A 17,781-nucleotide genomic window follows, 5' to 3' on the forward strand; every position below is an offset into this window, starting at 1 on the left:
TAGCGTTGCATTGTGTGCGAATAAAGCATTGCGATCTTACTCAACGAAGTCATGCTTTAATAATCCCGCTACACCGTGAAGAGAGCTAAAAAAGCTACACAAAAGTAAGTTTTCAGTTTTTCTTTACTGTCATTCGTTGCGTTATTCTTCAACCATGCACAACACTAACGACCTCCAAAGGCTTTTGGAGATCTTGCCTCACGATATCCAGCAACGCTTAGAACAACATCCGCAGCGTGATGTCCTGGTGGAGGTCGTGCTGGATTTGGGCCGGTTGCCAGAGGCCCGTTTCCCAGGGCAGGCCGAGTACCTGTCTCAAGACGCGGTGACCCATGAACAATTGCAGTATTGCATTGAGCGTGTGGGACACTTTGGAGCTGACAATCGGGCTGGCATTGAACAAACTCTGCATCGCATCAGCGCCATTCGGAATCGCCAGGGGCAGGTCATTGGCTTAACCTGCCGGGTTGGCCGCGCTATTTTGGGCACGATCGCCATGATCCGTGATCTGGTTGAAACTGGCCAATCCATTCTCATGTTGGGTCGCCCCGGAGTCGGTAAAACAACTGCCTTGCGTGAGATTGCACGAGTGCTAGCCGATGACCTTAACAAACGTGTGGTCATTATTGATTCCTCCAACGAGATTGCAGGAGATGGCGATATTCCGCACCCGGCGATCGGGCGAGCTCGACGGATGCAGGTAGCGCACCCCGAACTGCAACACCAGGTGATGATTGAGGCTGTGGAAAACCACATGCCTGAAGTCATCGTGATCGATGAAATTGGGACGGAACTGGAAGCCTTAGCCGCACGGACGATCGCCGAACGAGGTGTACAACTGGTTGGTACGGCTCACGGAAACCAGTTGGAGAACCTGATCAAAAACCCAACACTTTCGGACTTGGTAGGTGGTATTCAGTCTGTCACTCTGGGTGATGATGAAGCCCGGCGACGTGGTTCTCAAAAGAGCGTGCTGGAGCGCAAAGCACCCCCAACCTTTGAGATTGCTGTCGAAATGCAAGAGCGACAGACGTGGACGGTACATGAAAGTGTGGCCGACACCGTTGATCGCCTCCTGCGAGGACAACAACCGAATCTACAAACGAGAAGCATTAATGAGCAGGGGCACGTCACCATTATGCGGGAAGTACCAAAGGTACCCCTGGAGCGGCGTCCTCAAACGGCTCAAACAACACCATTCTCAGCCAACCGGCCTCAACCACCCAAACGAGTTCTGCAATTTCCTCAGCATGGAGAAGTCGAGTTCCTGACGGAACGGCAGAGCCCAACGTTACCATCTGCTTCCCCTGAGCGTTGGGATGATTGGGAGAGGGAAGCAATTCCGCCTGCTCAAGATACGGGAGAGCGAGGATTGGCAATCTATCCCTATCAAATGAGCCGTAATCTGGTTCAACAAGTGATCGCCCAATTGAACCTACCTGTCCGTATTGTTGGTGGGGTAGAACGAGCTGATGCTATCCTCACCCTGAGAGCAAACCTGCGGAAACATCATAATCTGCGGAGTATGGCCGAGGGGTTTGGGGTGCCGATTTATGCCGTCAAGGCCAATACCATTGCTCAGATTGCGAATACCTTGCAGCAAGCATTGGGAATGGAAACCCAAGAGACCCACTCGTATGACCGAGTAGGGGATGTGGTTGAAGGGGGCGGTGATGGAGAGAATGAGTTAGATGCCCTTGAAGAAGCTCGGCTGGCTGTTGAACAGGTCGTGATTCCGAAGGGGCAACCTGTGGAGTTGTTGCCGCGATCGCCCCGGGTTCGGGCCATGCAGCACGAGCTGATTGAGCGCTATCGCCTCAAATCCAGTAGCTTTGGCACCGAACCGAACTGTCGCCTGAGAATTTATCCAGCTTAAGAATTGATCAGCAATTCTCATTTTGAAATCAGGCCCGAGAACCGCGCGCCTTTGGCGCGCGGTTCTCGGGCATCAAAGCCAAGAGTTCACGCCCGTAGGGCGTGAACTCTTGGCTTTGATGCCCATACTGAGAATTGCTGAGAATTGATCGGTGAAGTAGCGCAGTAGGGTAATATCCCTACTGCGCTTTATTTTGCGTTTGAGTGCCGTATGTTGTGCAGCGCTCAAAAACGTTCTTGATCTGGCTCCTTGGGTCTGTACATTACATCGCACCTATCAAGATTGGTGGCCTGCCAAAGCCCTTGTAGTAAACGACGAGAGCCTGCTTTAGGGGTCGTTTTTTCCAGCCTCTGCTGCAGCCTGATCTGCCGCTTTGGTATAGCGCCGAAAGTTTTGTACCGATTGATGGCGGGTTAGCGTCATTGCGTGATGAGGATTCATCCCTCTCAGAACCAAGTTTGTTGCAAAGGTGTGCCGGAAATGATGAGCGTGGAAGTTAATCCCAGTTTGCTCGGCAATCTGATCAATGAACTTCCGAACCCCGTCATACCCGAGACGCTGTCCGCCATTCCGGCGCGAGTAGGAAATGAATAAAGGAGACTCCGGAGCCAGGGTTTCTCCACTGTCTCGTCGCCATTGGAGATAAAGGTCTAGATCTTTTTTTCCTTGAGGAGCTAAAGGGACAAATCCTTTGCTATCTGCTTTTGCTTCGCGGATTCTCAAGCGCTGTCCGTCATAATCATCCAAGTTTAATGCACATACCTCCTCGGCTCGGAGCCCATGCAGCAGTACAGAAATTAGAGCCATGTTACGTTCAGGCAGAGAACTGAGCGCGACTGCGTCATATATTTGGGCAACCTCATCATGGGTTAGGTTCTGGGCTGCAGGCTCTTTTAGCTTGGGCAACTGGACTTCTACGGTAGGGTCAACCGTCACGTAGCCCGATCGCACCATCCACCCATAAAAGTTTTTCAGCGTTCCCAAAATACGCCGAACGGTTGCATCGGATAGTACGCGCCGTCCGGATTGAGTGTCATCTCGCAGCAGATACCCCTTGAATTGGGCAATGCTGCGAGGGGTAATGTCTGCCCACCCCTTATCGGTCCAGTTCAGAAAATATTGCAAGTCTTGCCGATAAGCCTTCTGGCTCTTAGGGGCCAGCGATCGCGCCTGTAAAAATTCATCTACCCGTAGCTTTCTCAACTGATCGGGTTGAAGTGACTGGCTAGGATGAACTTCCCCTGCCCCCGGAACAGTCTGAAGGGGAAGGATAATCGGATCGGGAACGGACTTGCGACGATTCATACGGCGATCGATAAGCAATAGTACAAAGATAGACGCAAATCTTGTGCCTATCCCCGAACCCTCATTTTTCGCGCGAAACGACGAAAAATAAGGGTTCGAAAATTGGTTTTAGAACGGTGCCAGACATGAGTAGAGTTTTCGGTCAAATCGAGCGATCGCGAGTCAGCAGTTCTCATTATGAGCTTCAAAGCCAAGATTGCGCGCCCGACGGGCGCGCAATCTTGGCTTTGAAGCCCGAAGACCGCTTGCCTTCGGCAAGCGGTCTTCGGGCCTAATTCCATACTGAGAATTGCTGATCGCGAGTGCAAAGGATAGTCACCCGGTCGTATTTCTATCCTCAACGTGGCTTCAGAGAACTATTATCCGGAATATGATGGATCTCAGACGAGTTTATACTTTAGGTTGATAAAGAGGGTTATAATGACGGCAGCCTAAACCTTTGGCGTCCTTAATGGCTTTATGAGGATTGCGTTTTGAGCGTGATGGGCTGGCGTCGCAGGAGAGGGCAGTTACTTGAGGGGCGATCACTCGTTGCTTGAAGGGGTAGAGCTGCGTTCTAGAAAGGGTTGATGGCTAAAGCGTTACCGGAAAAATGTCGCAAGTGTGCCATGCTGCCGGCTCAACAAGCACAGGCTTTGCATGGGGCTGATGGGGATGGGTGTTGGAATCCATCTGTTTGTTATAGTCGGCGATCTTATGCGCGGCATCGCGATCGCATCAATCAAACCCGCAACCGTAAGCGGAAGGAACAAGAACCAGAGCACATTACAGTTCCATTTGAGCCGTTGAGCCAATTGGTGTTTGGGGTGCTGGTGGTGTATCGCGAGGTAGGAGCCGATACGCCTGTGCATGCGATCGCCGCTGAAATTTGGCAAGGACAAGAGAAGGTTGCGATCGTACCTCCCGTCCACTGCGCGGGAATGGTACCCAGCCAAGTGCATACTTATGTGGGCAAGATGCTGAGCATGTTGGAGCAGCGCTACGGAGTTCGGAAGTTTGCGAGCCAAATTCGTTTGGATCCAGGGGGATGCCCTCTTCGGCCCTGCCCGTTGAAGGTGGAGGTGTAGGAATGGGGCCGGTGGAGCAGCTGGAGTTGCCTCTATGGGAGGTGCTGAGGGAAGCAGCGATCGCCCCGGATGACGCTGATGTGCGGCAACTGCTCAATGTGCTGGAAGAATCGTTGGCTGACTTGGATACGGTTGGGCAGTTACAGGTAGCCGCAGAGGCGATCGCCCAAATTGTGCAAGTGTTTCAAGATCGCTCTATATTGGCGTTTGAAGAATTGGAGGCGACCGCAAGCGACGATGGACCGACCATGCCTGAAGACGCGTTCGATCGCTACGTGCGACAGACGATGGAAGTAGATTTTGATCAATTCATCGAACCATTGGAAAGCTTGCCTCGAAAGTTGCCAGAACGTCGGGCGGACTCGCTTGAAGCTGTTTCTATCGTCGGTGGATTGGACCAATCAGCTCTCCTGCAAGCATTGGATGAGCAGATGAAAGAGCATCCCGAGTGGACAGAGGTGGAGGCGTTTAATCAGGCGTTGGCGATCGCCCATGATGAAGATGTGTCTAGTTGGGTGGAGGCGATCGGCCAATGGATGGGAAAAAAACAGATTGAGATGATTCCTCTCGTGCAGCTTCAGCAGGCCATTGGGATGCCACTGATTCAACTATGGTTGGCATTGCTGTTGGGGGGATTTGCGATCGAGCAAAGGGGAGAATTCTATGAAACCCAGCAAGTCTGGGTGTTAGGGCAGTTTCGGTAAACTTCTTGTGAAGAAGGTGCGTTAAAGCTGGCTGCGGGGTAAAAGTTTTTAGGAAAATATCGGAGAGAATTCTCAAGGAGTTGATTTTTTGCGCGCAGTGTACAAAAAATTAACTTCTCGAGAATTCTCCAAATTAGTAAATTCCTTCTGAGGTGCCTTTGCGAATTCCTAATCGATCTTAATTTTGTATTGTGGCAACGTTGATAACGTTGGTTACGTTATTGCTTCCAAATTTACCCCTGTACCTCTCGCATCATCAAATGTAATGGATCATTACTACTCAGCAACGCTTAACACCCCGATTCAGTATGACCTCAATCCGGAAGGAGGCTCTAATCCGGGAAACATTATTGATGTCAACGGTACGCTCTATTTCACGGCGACCAATAGCAATAATGTGAACGAACTGTGGAAGGTTGACCCCACGATAGGAGAACCAGTCCGTGTTAGAGAAATAGCTACAGGCGAGTTCTTCCCCCGTTTCGCCAACGTCAACGGTACACTCTATTTCACGGTTTATAACTCCGAAGGAGCAGGAGTCGCTGAATTGTGGAAAGTGGAACCCACAACGGGTAATCCAGTTCGTGTGGCAGAGCTTTTATCGGGTAATGATGCGTCGTTTGCCCCTGCTTTAACTAATGTTAACGGTACGCTTTACTTCACGGATGGAAATAGCAGCAGTGGCAGAGAACTGTGGAGAATTAACCCAACAACGGGCAACTCAGAACTCATCGATGTTGAACCGGGCGATCGCCCCTCCAACCCCGAAAGCCTAACCTCGATTAACGGTATCCTTTACTTCACGGCTGAAACCAGCGATCGTGGCAGGCAGTTGTGGAGGATTAATCCAACGACGGGTAATCCAGAATTCATCGAACTTGAACCCGTTAGTAGTGGATCGAGTCCCTGGAATCTGACCAACATTAACGACACGCTCTACTTCACCGCTTATACAAGCGGTAATGGCAATGAACTGTGGAGGATTGACCCCACGACAGGCAATCCTGTTCTACTCGAAATTGAATCGGGTCCTGCTTCATCGAATCCTGATTCCCTAGCCAATCGCAATGGTACGCTCTATTTCACAGCAACCACTAGCAGTCATGCTAAAGAATTATGGAGGATTGACCCGAGCGTAAGGATACCCATACGACTGACAAATACTACATTTGATAATGTCCAGTTTGATATCCAGGAACTGACGGAGATCAATCGTACGCTGAATTCACCCGTACAGATCAGTCGGACAATTTATTTTCCGATGCAGTTCATTAGTGGCTACGAACTCAGCAAGATTGACTTCAATACGGGCGAATTTGTTGTACTTAACATCGATCCTGACCCTGAATCGTCGCGTCCCTATGAGCTGACTAACGTTAACGGCATACTTTATTTCAGAACCTACACCACCGATAATGGCTTCGAACTCTGGAGAGTTGATCCAGATACAGACAACCCAGTCATGCTTGATATTAAACCGGGTATTGAGTCGTCCTTTCCGAGTCAGTTAACTAATATCAGCGGCACTCTCTACTTCACCGCTGAAGATAGCATTAATGGGAATGAGCTCTGGAGGATTAATCCGGTTACAAGTAATCCAGAATTGGTTGCAGATTTTAATCCTGGATCCAATGGCTCATTCCCATCTATTTTGGGCTACCAGGATGGCAAACTTTATCTCTCTGCTGACAACGGCGTTAACGGACGTGAATTATGGGTTTTGCCACTGACAAACGATACCCCGAACGTGATCACGGGTACGGTCAATGATGATAGCCTTACAGCAACCCCCGAACAGGATCAGATTTTGGCCGATGCAGGTAACGATACCGTAACCTCCACGGTTAGCAATGCCCAGCAAAACGACCTGTTTAACGGGGGAACTGGAGTTGACACTCTCGTGATGTCTGGAGGAAGCGCATCTACCCTTCTCACTCTAAATTTAGGGACAGCCACCAATCAAGTGAGCGGGATACCAGGTTCGGTGATCCAAAACTTTGAAGTGCTTAACTTTGATGGTTTCCAGGGAGCCTTGAATGCCATCGGTAGTGCAGGCAACGACACCATCATTGCTGGGGTCGGTAACGATATTCTCAATGGCAATGATGGTAATGATACCCTGATGGGTAACGCAGGTAATGATGCTTTGGATGGTGGCTTTGGAACCAATCAATTGGTGGGTGGCGCAGGCGATGATACTTACATAATCAGTACGTCAACCAATACCCTTATAGAGGAAGTTGATGGTGGAGTGGATACTGTTGAAGTCGCGATCGCCCACAGCCTAGCCGCCAATATAGAAAACCTAACCCTTACAGGAACAGCGGCTATTGATGGAATAGGTAACACCTTAAATAATCGTTTGAGGGGTAACAGTGCGAACAACAGCCTTCATGGTGGAACGGGTGATGACACATTGATAGGCGGCGTAGGGAATGATAGTTATGGTGTCAATTCCAGCACTGACCGTGTAGTAGAAGCTGTGAACCAGGGAGTTGATACCATCAGATCGAGCATTACCTGGGGGTTAGGAGTGAATGTGGAAAATCTCCTTCTAACCGGTAACGCTGCCATTAATGGCACAGGTAATGCCCTGAGTAACAGGCTGACCGGCAACCGTGGCCGTAATACCCTGGTTGGTGGGGGCGGCAACGATGTGCTGATAGGCAATGCAGGTGCTGATATTCTACTGGGCGGCAATGGCAATGACGTACTGAACCTGGGGGCCGATAAAGCCGTTGACACAGTAGTGTATAACATTGGCCATGGTCGTGATACCGTTAACCAGTTTGCGCGCGGTAGAGGGGGAGACTTACTACAATTCAATGGCATTCGGTCTATTGATGTCGTTACCTCTGGCACGGGCACTCAGTTCCGCCTGGGGGATGAAGTGAAAGGAAACAGTGGATTTGGTACTGGTGCACTGCTGTTAACACTTAAAGGGGTGACTGGATTCACATCTACCAATATCGCTGTCAATGTAGGTGTTGGTACATCAACAATGTTTAATTTCAGTTAGTACCACGGCTGTGCACTGCACATTGCGCTTTACAAGCTTGTACAACACGCACTATATCTACCTGCCCGAATTAGTGTGATGAAGTAATAGAGTCTGTTTTAGAAGTTGTTTTTTCGGGTGCAAAGTACCCGAAAAAACAATCTTTCTAGCGGGCTTTAAAGCACGGTCTAGCAATATCCATGAGGTTGCTGATCAATCATGAGCACCAAAACTCTACTCCCCAACCAGTAGATGCTTCTATCGGGTCGTGGACTGTAGAGCCTAAATGCTCAGTGCAGGTAATTTACTTTTGTGATGATTTACAGTACATTTGAACTATTATTTCTGTGATGGATAGAGACACGGATGACATACCGTAAAGGAAAACGTTACGACAGCATAGATATGTTGCATGAGATTGACAGGGAATTGCTATGCCCGCTCAATGGACGGTAGACCAGGTGTTGGCCCTCGCACCCGATGCAGCCTCCGCAAAAAATGGGCGTGGGTTAGCAACCCGTCAGAAATGGGTTTCTCTGGGTTGTCAGGAATCTGTGGTTTGGGGGGAATGTCGGGGTAGTGGCAAGAATCCTTATCAGACGCAAATTGACCTGAGTGAGCCGGCCTTTCGCTGTAGCTGCCCCAGTCGTAAATTTCCCTGCAAGCATGGTTTAGGGCTGTTTTTGCTACTGGCAGAGCAACCGGAAGAGCTGATTGAAACAGATCCCCCGAGCTGGGTTGCCGATTGGATTGCGAGCCGATCGCAGCGAACCGAAAAGAAGGCAGAAAAGCAGTCCAAACGGCAGGAACAGGCCGCCGATCCCGTTGCCCAGGCAAAGCGAGTCGCAGAACGACAGCGAAAGGTGAGTGCCGGCATTCAGGAGTTGCGCCTGTGGTTGGAAGACCGCGTGCGCCAGGGATTAGCTACGCTGCCCCAGGAGCCTTACGGGATGTGGGATGGAATCGCCGCTCGGATGGTCGATGCTCAGGCTCCCGGTTTGGCACGGCAGTTGCGTGAACTGGCAGGAATTGTTCACTCTGGGGCAAACTGGCACGATCGCGTGTTGGAGCGATTAGGGCGGTTGTATCTTATCATCGAAGGTTTTGAGCGCATTGAAACGCTGCCCACCGCTGTACAGTCAGACCTCCGAACTCAGATTGGCTGGTCGCTGGGTCAAGATGAGGTGCTGGCGGGGCTGGCGCACTCAGACCTGTGGCTTGTCGTTGGGCAACGCACGGAAGAAGAGGAACGGTTGCGATCGCGCCGCACTTGGCTGTATGGAATTACCAGCCAGATGCCTGCCCTATCGCTGGATTTTGCGCATGGGCAGCAGCCATTTGAGCAAAGCCTGATGCCGGGAACGGGGCTAGAAGCAGAGCTAGTGTTTTATCCCAGTGCTTATCCCGTGCGTGCCTTGATGAAAACGCGGCAGGAAGCGGTGATGCTCTCAAAAGCTCCACCGGGTCGTGAGTCGATTGGGGAGGCGATCGCCCATTACAGCAAAGCTTTGGCAACCTGCCCCTGGCTCGAACGGTTTCCGTTGTTGCTGGCAGATGTGACTCCCCGCTGGGAAGCCCAGAGCTGGCTGCTTCAGGATCGACAGGGTGCCGTATTACCCCTTTCCCCCCGCATGGAGCCAAATAAGGGATGGCAACTTCTAGCTCTGAGCGGCGGACAGCCCCTCACCCTGTTTGGTGAGTGGAATGGGGCTTCTCTATCGGTATTCAGCGTTTGGGCGGAGGATGCTTACTATGGCTTCGGCAACTGATTCCACGGATTCTCTCTGGCAGGCCATTGGTTCTGCTGCCTTGTTGGGTACAGGCCGCCAATCGTTTCAAATACCCAATGCCTCTGGCAATTTGGTGCAATGTTTGTCTCAACTGAGCGATCGCCCTCCTGAAGTTGCCCTCCTGTGTGCTGCTGGAATGGTGGCGCTGCATCAGCGGGTTGGCTGGCTTCCTGTAACACAGGCGATCGCTGAAGTTGAGTCCTGTGCATCTACGGATCTACCCCGATGCAGTCCTCACGCGGCCCGCTGTTTACAACGAATTTTGGAAGGGCAGTTCCCACAGCAACTCCCCCAATTATTGGGCGAATGGTTAACGAAGGCCCAAATCAACGGACTGCGTGTGCCTGAAATGCTCTTGCCTGCTTTGATGGATAAAGGGCGATCGCAGCGAGTATTACGCCCCGCCATCTCAGCCGTTTTGGGCCAGCGGGGGCAATGGTTAGCAGCACAAAATCCAGATTGGAGCTATGCGATCGCTCTGGTTGGAGAAGCCGACTGGGAAACGGGGACGCCAGAAGCACGCTTAGCCCTGCTACAAAATTTGCGAGCCAACCATCCCGCTCATGCCAGGGATTTGCTGCAAGCAACCTGGAGTCAGGAAGCAGCGGGCGATCGCACCCAATTCTTAGAAACTTTTCGGGTTGGGTTAAGTCTGGCAGATGAGCCGTTTTTAGAAGTGGCATTAGGCGATCGTCGGAGTAAGGAAGTGAGACGGGTTGCCGCCGATTTGCTGGCAAGCCTGCCTGATTCCCGCCTCAGTCAGGAAATGGCAAACCTCCTCCAGCCTTACATTTTCTTCTCCCCTTCACCTGCCTCGATCAATGTTCAGTTGCCGGATGCCCTAACCCCTGAGTTGATGCAACTCGGAATCGAGGCAAAGCCATCGCGGCTCTCGTCCTTGAAGCTGGGCGAAAAAGCAGGATGGCTTCTGCAAATGATCGCGGCAACACCACTGTCTTTCTGGAATCGATGGGGCATGACTGCTGAAGAACTCGTGGCACTTGCGCAGCAGAGTGAATGGCAAACGGTGTTCTTTCAGGGATGGGCCATTGCCGCGCAACGACAGGGCGATCGCCCCTGGATGATAGCTTTACTCCACGGTGGGATCGTCACGGCCCAATCAGAGCAAAACCCGGTTCTAAATCATGCTCTAGAGCAGTCACAGGCTGCAACGTTGTTCAGGCTCTTATCACCCGATCAACAAAACGCATTTCTGTTGAGCTGGATGCGATCGGGGATAGACGTTATTACCCAGTCCTTCACGATCTCGCTGCTGTCTCAAAGCTCTGATCAATGGAGTGTTGAACTGACACAAACCGTTCTAACTAGTCTGGAACGATACTTTGCTAATACTTCTGATCTCCGCAGTATTGCGTGGGAACTGCGGACTAACTTGCACCAATTCGCCCATTTTATCCCAGTCCAATTTTTACCTGATGTTATGCAATTACAAAATCAAATACCGGCAAATTCACCCTGGCATCACAGCGTAGAAGCGCTTTTGTCGCTAATGCAATTTCGGCGGGAAATGATACGAGCATTTGAGAGAAATGAAAAATAGAAAATCAACAAGATAGCTTTGATAAGCACTCAGTATCGATTCGATTAACAGTTTTATTAATAGTTCACGAACAGTAAGACAACAATTATGGCGACCCAAAACTCAAAATCTAAGAATTCTGATGCACAACCCATGCCCTCCCAATTCGCCCTGCTTCGTGAACATGCTGAACATCAATTTGCCCATGAACTCGATGAACTGGCAAAAGCAGATACTCGCCAACGCCCTCCGAACTGGAAGCTTTCTCCCTGGGCCGTCTGTGTTTATCTGCTGGGTGGCGCTCTAGATAACGGCTTTGAAGTGTCAGCCAAATACATTGGGAATCGCCGCTTGATGGAAGTGGCGATCGCTACCCTGGCAACCGATCGCGCCCTGTTGCTGTATGGTGTTCCGGGAACCGCAAAATCCTGGGTATCAGAGCATTTAGCCGCTGCCATTTCAGGCGATTCGGCCCTATTGATTCAGGGGACGGCAGGCACCAGCGAGGAGGCCATTCGCTACGGCTGGAACTATGCTCGGTTGCTGTCGGATGGCCCCTCCATGGACGCTCTGGTCGCCAGTCCCATGATGCGGGCCATGGCAGATGGCAAGATCGCCCGGGTCGAAGAACTAACGCGCATTCCCTCGGATGTGCAGGATACGTTGATTACCGTTCTGTCGGAAAAAACGCTGCCGATTCCCGAACTGAATATGGAAGTGCAGGCCACGAAGGGATTTAATGTGATTGCAACGGCGAATAACCGCGATCGCGGCGTAAACGAAATTTCCAGTGCCCTAAAACGCCGATTTAATACGGTAATTCTGCCAGTTCCTAAGACAATTGATGAAGAAGTGAGCATTGTGCAGCAACGCGTCACCAGCCTGGGACGCGCCCTGGAACTCCCGGCGGAAGTTCCGGCACTGGAAGAGATTCAGCGTGTCGTCACGATCTTTCGAGAGTTGCGAGAAGGTGTGACGATGGACGGCAAAACAAAACTCAAATCTCCTACAGGAACCCTCAGCCCTGCGGAAGCCATTTCAGTGGTCAATAGCGGGATGTCTCTAGCTGCACATTTCGGGGATGGCTCGCTATCCGCAAGTGATCTAATTTCGGGGTTGGTGGGTGCGATCGTCAAAGATCCTGTTCAGGATCAGGTGGTTTGGAAGGAGTACCTGGAAACGGTGGTGAAAGAACGCGACGGTTGGAAGGATTTGTATCGCGCCAGTCGAGCCATGCTCTAGGCCGTTCTAATGAATTTTTTGTGTGCGAAGCGCACGAAAAAACCACGCTTTCAGGCAGTCTTGAAGCATGCTCTAGGGGCGATCGCACTATGTCAGTTCACGTTTTTGGAATTCGCCATCATGGGCCAGGTTCTGCCCGTAGCCTTTGTCAGGCACTGACGCAACTCCAGCCGGATATGGTGTTGGTGGAAGGCCCACCCGATGCGGAAGCTGTCCTACCTCTGCTGGCTCATCGGCAGATGCGTCCACCTGTAGCACTGCTGATTTACGCTCCGGATGATCTGCAACAGGCGGTTTACTATCCCTTTGCCGTTTTCTCTCCAGAGTGGCAGGCCATTCATTACGCCCTGACTCAGCAAATTCCTGTCCGATTCATGGACTTACCTCAGGCTCACCGATTTGCCCTGCGGATGAAGCATCAAGAACAAGTCGATGATATCGAGGAAGAAAAGACAGAATCATCAAACCCTCCTGCTCAACCCCCAACAGTTGATCACCTATTGCCCAATCCCTATGATGACCCCTTGAGCCTGCTGGCACAGGCAGCTGGATACAGTGATGGAGAACGTTGGTGGGAACATCTGGTTGAACAACGGCAGGATAGCACCCAGTTGTTTACTGCTATTGGGGAAGCAATGACGGCGTTGCGATCGCACATCGAAACTCATTCCCAATCCCCCCGCTCCACTCCCCAATCCTTGCTGGAACCCCACCGGGAAGCCTATATGCGGAAGACCATCCGGGAAGCCACAAAGCAGGGATATCAGAGAATTGCGGTCGTGTGTGGAGCGTGGCATGCTCCCGCCCTGGAAACTCTGCCCCCAGCGAAAGAAGATGCTGCGCTGTTAAAAGGACTGCCCAAAGTCAAAACTGAAGCCACGTGGATTCCCTGGACTCACGGACGGCTAGCGATTAGCAGCGGCTACGGAGCGGGCATTGAGTCACCAGGCTGGTATCAACATTTGTGGGATGAGGGTAGACGTAGACAATCCGCCCAAGGCACAACCCAAAGCACGACCAGTAGTGTCATTCGCTGGATGGCAAAAGTCGCACGATTGCTGAGAAAACAAGATTTGGATGCCTCTTCGGCCAGTGTGATTGAAGCCGTCCGGCTAGCCGAGACGTTAGCCGCTCTGCGCGATCGCCCCCTCCCCGGTCTTACCGAATTCAATGAAGCCACACAAACCGTCTTATGCTTCGGCGATCCGCTGCCCATGCAGTTGATTCACCAGCAGCTCATCGTGGGTGAACGGTTGGGTAAGGTGCCCGCCGAAACGCCCATGATCCCCCTGCAGCAGGATTTGCAGCGGCAGCAAAAACGACTGCGGCTTAAACCGGATGCCGCTCAAACCACGCTAGATCTTGATCTCCGCAAACCTTTAGACCTGGAGCGATCGCACCTATTCCATCGGCTCACCTTGTTGCAAATCGACTGGGGACAGCCGCAGACTACCGGCAACACCAAAGGCACCTTCCGCGAGTCCTGGCGGCTCCAGTGGCAACCGGAGTTTGCGATTCGTCTCATTGAGGTGGGCATCTGGGGCAACACGCTCGAAACGGCAGCAACCGGGTGGACGTGCGATCGCGCTAACAAAGCCAACCTGCCGGAACTGACCCGTCTGATCGATCAAACCCTACTGGCCAATCTCCCCCAGGCGATCGCCCACCTGATGAATCGGCTGGAAGCGGAAGCAGCCCTCGCTAGCGATCTGGCACATCTCATGAATGCCTTACCGCCGCTGGTGAATGTGCTGCGTTACGGCACCGTGCGTCAGTTTGAGACAACCCTCGTCAGCCATGTCGTTGAGGGATTAATTACCCGCGTTTGCATTGGTTTGCCAATCGCCGTTGCCTCCCTGGACGATGATGCTGCAACTCAGATGTATCGGCAGATTGTTGCGGTGAACGGGGCGATCGCCCTGCTTCAGCAAGCCCACCCCTTAGAGCAGTGGCAACAGGTTCTCCTCCAGCTTGCAGACCAGCAAGGGTTACATGGGCTGGTGGCGGGGCGGTGCTGTCGTTTGCTGTTTGATGCAGGGGTGTTCCAGTCAGAAGATGCTGCACGGCGGTTGGGATTGGCCCTCTCGACGGCGATCGAACCGGCTCAGGCTGCTGCCTGGATTGAAGGGTTTCTAACGGGCAGTGGGCTGTTGCTGATTCACAATCCGGCACTCTGGCAGGTGTTAGACGATTGGGTAACGGAGTTATCGAGCGATACGTTTACCGCAATTCTGCCCCTGCTGCGTCGTACCTTTTCAACCTTTGCAGCTCCCGAACGTCGTCAGATGGGGGAGCGCGTGCGGCAGGGAAATTCCCATACCCCGGCGATCGCCCAATCTGGTCGTTTTGATGGCGATCGCGCTGATACTGTTCTCCCACTTCTTGCTCAATTACTGGGGATTGCACCATGACAGAGGCTCCTGAACAAGAAAGACTGCGACGTTGGCGGCTGATCCTCGGGGGTGGAGCTGCCGATGGCATTACAGGTTCAAGTCATGGTACAGGGGATGATGGCTTTAGCTTGGGAGCGTCGGATCAGGCGATCGATCAGACACTGGGTGCGCTTTATGATGGCGATCGCCAGGGTGGACTGGGTGGCTCTTCTCCCAAAGTGGCACGTTGGCTGGGCGATATTCGCACCTACTTTCCAACATCTGTCGTGAAAGTGATGCAGCAGGATGCCTTAGAGCGGCTAAATCTACGGCAGATGCTATTAGAGCCAGAGCTGCTGGAAGCGGTAGAACCCGATGTCCATCTTGTTTCCAATCTGTTGTCCCTGAGTGGCGTGATGCCCGGTAAGACGAAGGAAACGGCTCGAATTGTAGTCAGACGCGTCGTGGAAGACCTGATTCGTAAACTGGAAAATCCGACGCGGCAAGCAATTCTGGGTAGCCTTAACCGCTCGATTCGTAATCGTCGCCCCCGCCATCATGAAATCGATTGGCATCGCACGATTCGTGCCAATCTGAAACACTACCAGCCCCAATACCGCAGCATTATTCCCGAAACGCGCATTGGCTTTGGGCGCAAACGCTCTGCATTGCGAGACATCATTCTCTGTGTCGATCAAAGTGGCTCGATGGCGACATCGGTGGTTTATGCGGGGATTTTCAGTGCTGTGCTGGCATCGCTGCCAGCCGTTCAAACTAAGCTGGTCGTTTTTGATACAGCAGTGGTCGATTTGACCGACCTGCTGCAAGATCCAGTCGAGGTTTTGTTTGGAACACAGCTAGGGGGCGGCACGGATATTAATCAGGCATTAGCGTACTGTCAGGGATTAGTGCGTCAACCGCAAGACACAATTCTGGTGTTGATTAGCGACCTGTATGAAGGAGGCAACTCGGATGAAATGCGAAAGCGTATTAGCGCTCTTGTAGCTTCAGGCATTCAATTCATCACTTTGCTGGCCCTAAATGATGACGGTGCGCCCTGCTATGATCACAGCAACACAAAATTCATGGCGTCTTTGGGGATTCTGGCCTTTGCCTGTACACCCGATCGCTTTCCCGACTTAATGGCAGCCGCGATTAACCGCCAAGATCTCAACCAATGGGTTGCAGCACAGGAAACGAGCTAGGCACGACCATTGTTACAAACAGCCTGTAATATCATGTCGGGTCAAATACCGATAATAAAAAGTGGTGCGGCGCAAAGCGTCGCACCACTTTTTATTATCGGTATTTAACCTTACTTGTGATAGCCCGAATATTACATGCATTTCGCGTACCTAATATCCGGTTCCAGCCTCTGGGCAAGATGTAGATTTCCCCAAATGCTTGCCAAAACTGCTGATTCTTGAATGTAGGCCTCGTCTGTCCTCATAAAGGGGTCAGGAGGGATGAGCCTCGCTTTCGTCGCTTTCCTTAGCCGGTGCTTTACCCAAGAGCACTCTCAAAAAATCGTTTGCGACCCATGCAATACCTGATAACAAGAGTACCAGCAGCAGCGGAGCCAGCCCCGCAAATGGGGCGACCACAAACAGTAGTAGCGCCGCTGTTACCAATAATCGAATGACAGAGTTCATAGTCGTTCTCAAATTCACCTTTCTACACGCTAGGTTCTGTTGGCATAAACGACCTCTAACAGAAGCTATATTTCTGGCTGTGAATTCTGCTCAAGCTTAACGTCCCTCTTCACCGGGCGATCGCACTGAGTCATAACTTGGAGGTCTGTTCATATCTTGATGGATTGATGAATGCCATTAGGAACTCACGCAAGGGTATAGAGCCAGATGCTTCTGCACCAACTTTCTGGAGTTCGTTGCGGTGGAATAAGGTGCAACTATTCTGGCCCTACCGAAACGGGTGATAGAACCCTAAACAGCCGTTTGGATAGAAGTACACGAGCGGGTACTGCAGTCTCCCTTAATTAATGAATATGGTGGAATCAAATTAATTCAAGGCTATTCTTTATGCTGGTTTCGACCTTTGAACTACTCGTCAAACCCATTACACCTCCTGATGCCGGGCCTGCTGCTTTAGCTCGCAAAGTAGTCCAGGGTTACTTCCTGACGATCGCTAATACCAGTAATGTTCCTGCTTCCTTGCGGTTGACCTTTGCAGCTACCACCCCTGAGCTAAACATAGGCTCTACTATTGTCATTCGAGACATCACAGGTGGAAATGAATTTGGTGATCTGGTTCCTACCGGAGACCCAAAGCGGTTGAACTATAACATCACCATTCCGGCCAATGATACAGCACTGGTCATTCTCCAACCCGATGTTACGCGACCAGAGGTACGAGACGGTGAATTAGAAGTGCGGGGATATGTGGAGATTAATGCCAACCCCAGCTTCATTCGCACAACCTACGAGCTGTTGGTTACACCAGAACATCGAGGTACCTTCTTCTCCGGTTCCGCAACGGCTCCCGCCACCGACATTGATCAGTTGGTATACAGCCTACCAACTGCTACAGGCAAATCTCAGTACAGCCTTACTCCCGCACTTATCCCATTTCCGCTTCCAATTCCGCCTAAATCCATCGTGAAGGATGTGACGGATGGTAGTGTCGTTGTGCCTCCCCCATCGAAGGTGCCAGAAGTTCCCCCCAACCCAAATCCACTCGACAATATCCAAGCCATGCTACTAATGATGGCTCAACGAATCGAAGGATTAGAATCTCTTGTGACTCAGGGGCAGGCCTTTATTCAACCCTCTGAGCGCCCAGCAGTGGGGATGCCAGCCAGAAACGGAAATTAAGAAGGTTGTTTTTTCGTGTGCTTAGCACGCGAAAAAACAACCCTTCCAGCGAGCTT

At 51.6% G+C, this 17,781-nt stretch carries 12 protein-coding genes; 10 read left to right on the forward strand and 2 right to left on the reverse strand.

Features of this window, described 5'->3' with window-relative positions; all coding sequences use genetic code 11:
• The first annotated feature begins 154 nt into the window (after positions 1-154).
• Positions 155-1,876 (forward strand): R3H domain-containing nucleic acid-binding protein, encoded by a 1,722-nt coding sequence (locus H6F91_RS00380; RefSeq protein ID WP_190769917.1) that lies wholly within the window; start codon positions 155-157, stop codon positions 1,874-1,876.
• A gap of 327 nt (positions 1,877-2,203) precedes the next feature.
• Here H6F91_RS00380 and H6F91_RS00385 read toward each other — a convergent pair whose 3' ends face one another.
• Positions 2,204-3,181, reverse strand: coding sequence for a tyrosine-type recombinase/integrase (locus tag H6F91_RS00385; protein WP_190769918.1), 978 nt, complete (start codon positions 3,179-3,181; stop codon positions 2,204-2,206).
• A 569-nt stretch (positions 3,182-3,750) separates the two neighbouring features.
• Here H6F91_RS00385 and H6F91_RS00390 point away from each other — a divergent pair.
• The 8 genes from H6F91_RS00390 (at position 3,751) to H6F91_RS00425 (ending at position 16,099) form a co-directional block, all read left to right on the forward strand.
• A complete protein-coding gene (locus tag H6F91_RS00390) occupies positions 3,751-4,248 on the forward strand; it encodes a hypothetical protein (protein WP_190774278.1) in 498 nt (165 codons plus the stop codon).
• Entirely contained in the window at positions 4,209-4,952 is a 744-nt protein-coding gene (locus H6F91_RS00395; RefSeq protein WP_199307559.1) for a hypothetical protein, read from the forward strand. The genes H6F91_RS00390 and H6F91_RS00395 overlap by 40 nt, the downstream gene beginning before the upstream one ends.
• A 265-nt stretch (positions 4,953-5,217) precedes the next feature.
• Positions 5,218-7,971: a hypothetical protein gene (locus H6F91_RS00400; protein ID WP_190774279.1), complete on the forward strand. Its 2,754-nt coding sequence runs from the start codon at positions 5,218-5,220 to the stop codon at positions 7,969-7,971.
• A gap of 413 nt (positions 7,972-8,384) precedes the next feature.
• Complete coding sequence (locus H6F91_RS00405; protein WP_190774280.1) at positions 8,385-9,719, forward strand: SWIM zinc finger family protein; 1,335 nt, start codon at positions 8,385-8,387, stop codon at positions 9,717-9,719.
• Complete coding sequence (locus H6F91_RS00410; protein WP_190774281.1) at positions 9,703-11,301, forward strand: DUF5691 domain-containing protein; 1,599 nt, start codon at positions 9,703-9,705, stop codon at positions 11,299-11,301. The genes H6F91_RS00405 and H6F91_RS00410 overlap by 17 nt, the downstream gene beginning before the upstream one ends.
• 132 nt (positions 11,302-11,433) lie before the next feature.
• Positions 11,434-12,522, forward strand: a complete 1,089-nt coding sequence (locus H6F91_RS00415; protein WP_242035564.1) for an AAA family ATPase — start codon at positions 11,434-11,436, stop codon at positions 12,520-12,522.
• An 89-nt stretch (positions 12,523-12,611) separates the two neighbouring features.
• Positions 12,612-14,933: a DUF5682 family protein gene (locus H6F91_RS00420; protein ID WP_190774283.1), complete on the forward strand. Its 2,322-nt coding sequence runs from the start codon at positions 12,612-12,614 to the stop codon at positions 14,931-14,933.
• Positions 14,930-16,099: a VWA domain-containing protein gene (locus tag H6F91_RS00425; protein ID WP_190774284.1), complete on the forward strand. Its 1,170-nt coding sequence runs from the start codon at positions 14,930-14,932 to the stop codon at positions 16,097-16,099. The genes H6F91_RS00420 and H6F91_RS00425 overlap by 4 nt, the downstream gene beginning before the upstream one ends.
• 252 nt (positions 16,100-16,351) lie before the next feature.
• Here H6F91_RS00425 and H6F91_RS00430 read toward each other — a convergent pair whose 3' ends face one another.
• On the reverse strand, positions 16,352-16,546 hold the full coding sequence (locus tag H6F91_RS00430) for a hypothetical protein (RefSeq protein ID WP_190774285.1): 195 nt from the start codon (positions 16,544-16,546) through the stop codon (positions 16,352-16,354).
• A 387-nt stretch (positions 16,547-16,933) separates the two neighbouring features.
• Between H6F91_RS00430 and H6F91_RS00435 the strand changes: the two genes are divergently transcribed.
• On the forward strand, positions 16,934-17,725 hold the full coding sequence (locus H6F91_RS00435) for a hypothetical protein (protein WP_190774286.1): 792 nt from the start codon (positions 16,934-16,936) through the stop codon (positions 17,723-17,725).
• Positions 17,726-17,781: the final 56 nt, after the last annotated feature.

The organism is Leptolyngbya sp. FACHB-8 (genome assembly GCF_014695575.1).
Lineage (GTDB): Bacteria > Cyanobacteriota > Cyanobacteriia > Elainellales > Elainellaceae > Vacuolonema.

Coding starts and splice junctions, on each gene's coding strand:
- H6F91_RS00380 (WP_190769917.1), top strand. CDS start 155: ATGCACAACACTAACGACCTCCAAAGGCTTTTGGAGATCTTGCCTCAC.
- H6F91_RS00385 (WP_190769918.1), bottom strand. CDS start 3,181: ATGAATCGTCGCAAGTCCGTTCCCGATCCGATTATCCTTCCCCTTCAG.
- H6F91_RS00390 (WP_190774278.1), top strand. CDS start 3,751: ATGGCTAAAGCGTTACCGGAAAAATGTCGCAAGTGTGCCATGCTGCCG.
- H6F91_RS00395 (WP_199307559.1), top strand. CDS start 4,209: ATGCCCTCTTCGGCCCTGCCCGTTGAAGGTGGAGGTGTAGGAATGGGG.
- H6F91_RS00400 (WP_190774279.1), top strand. CDS start 5,218: ATGGATCATTACTACTCAGCAACGCTTAACACCCCGATTCAGTATGAC.
- H6F91_RS00405 (WP_190774280.1), top strand. CDS start 8,385: ATGCCCGCTCAATGGACGGTAGACCAGGTGTTGGCCCTCGCACCCGAT.
- H6F91_RS00410 (WP_190774281.1), top strand. CDS start 9,703: ATGGCTTCGGCAACTGATTCCACGGATTCTCTCTGGCAGGCCATTGGT.
- H6F91_RS00415 (WP_242035564.1), top strand. CDS start 11,434: ATGCCCTCCCAATTCGCCCTGCTTCGTGAACATGCTGAACATCAATTT.
- H6F91_RS00420 (WP_190774283.1), top strand. CDS start 12,612: ATGTCAGTTCACGTTTTTGGAATTCGCCATCATGGGCCAGGTTCTGCC.
- H6F91_RS00425 (WP_190774284.1), top strand. CDS start 14,930: ATGACAGAGGCTCCTGAACAAGAAAGACTGCGACGTTGGCGGCTGATC.
- H6F91_RS00430 (WP_190774285.1), bottom strand. CDS start 16,546: ATGAACTCTGTCATTCGATTATTGGTAACAGCGGCGCTACTACTGTTT.
- H6F91_RS00435 (WP_190774286.1), top strand. CDS start 16,934: ATGCTGGTTTCGACCTTTGAACTACTCGTCAAACCCATTACACCTCCT.